Origin of the sequence: Pseudomonas sp. Z18(2022) (assembly GCF_036346535.1) — a bacterium.
Lineage (GTDB): Bacteria > Pseudomonadota > Gammaproteobacteria > Pseudomonadales > Pseudomonadaceae > Aquipseudomonas > Aquipseudomonas yamanorum_A.
Genome location: NZ_JAOTOA010000065.1, coordinates 1 through 1,075 on the forward strand (window position 1 = coordinate 1; position 1,075 = coordinate 1,075).

A 1,075-nucleotide genomic window follows, 5' to 3' on the forward strand; every position below is an offset into this window, starting at 1 on the left:
TGTCAAAGACTCGGTTAACGACTTGCGGGCCGGAGAACGCGGTCTGAATGTTCGCAATCAAGCTCATCGGGGCAAGTCCATCGCTCTTTTGCCAAAGGGCGCGCAGGTGACGGTCAGCGGTGACGGTGATTACCGCAGGCTGGAGAACACCCCCGGTCCAGATGCTCTGCAAGATGATGAAGGTTTGCTGCGCGGCTATCTCTCCATTAACCATCTGGCGCCGATCTACGATGGTCAATTCCGGGTCAACACTGAGGGGACACTTAACGTTCGTGCCGAGGCGAGTATCCACAGCGAGGTGATCGCGGAACTGCCTCCAGGCACGGAAGTGACTGTCAGCGGCGAAGGCGAATTCCGCAAACTGAACCACATTAATCAATACGTCCACTTCGAATCGCTGCAAGGTGCTTGTGAGCCCGAGGCTCATGACCGGATCGTTGTGCCCGATCAACCCATCGCCATCAAAGCCGGTGACCTGATCGGTCATATGGGCCTTTACCAGGACTGCTACGTCGGCCAACCGGAAAAGAAATTGCACCTGGAAGTCATCAGTGGCGAAGGCGTAGACGAGTTCATCGCCGCCAGCCGTGCCTGGGCCGGGCGCCTTCCCTCCAGCGAAAGCACCTGGTTGAAGCTCGCCAAAGGCACGCCGGTAATACCGCATAAAGCGCACTACGGTCCTAACCGGTACCCTGTTTTGGAGACAGCAACGCCGGTGAGCAGTGTCGACTTGCTACTGCCCAAAAGCGTTCTCGCCGGCCTGCCGGCCGAATACAAAATCGACGTACCCACCAGCGATTTCGGGCGGACCTTCAAGTACTACCGCCTCGACGGCTTGCTCAACGACGCCGACAACAACGTGCTCGACGGCTGGGTGCGTGAAGAAGTGGGGGTTACGTCGTGGGTCAGTCCCTGGGCCTGGGAAGGCTACGACATCATCTTTAGCTACGACTCGCCGCTGAGCGCAATTGCCTCGTTCTACCGTGACCTCAATCGTCTCAGCGAAGCACAACTTGAACGGTTTGGCGGCGAGGCGGATGAGGGCGACAAGGGGCGGGTCAAGAGCCGGCTCTAT

The 1,075-nt window shown here is 58.4% G+C and carries 1 protein-coding gene and 1 pseudogene; one reads left to right on the forward strand and one right to left on the reverse strand.

Translation table 11 applies throughout. From position 1 onward, the window contains the following. Positions 1-487: hypothetical protein (locus V3W39_RS33600; protein WP_330214188.1), on the reverse strand; the 487-nt coding region annotated here is incomplete at its 3' end. Here V3W39_RS33600 and V3W39_RS33605 point away from each other — a divergent pair. Then, positions 488-1,075, forward strand: a pseudogene (locus V3W39_RS33605) (glycoside hydrolase family 19 protein); the annotation flags it as partial.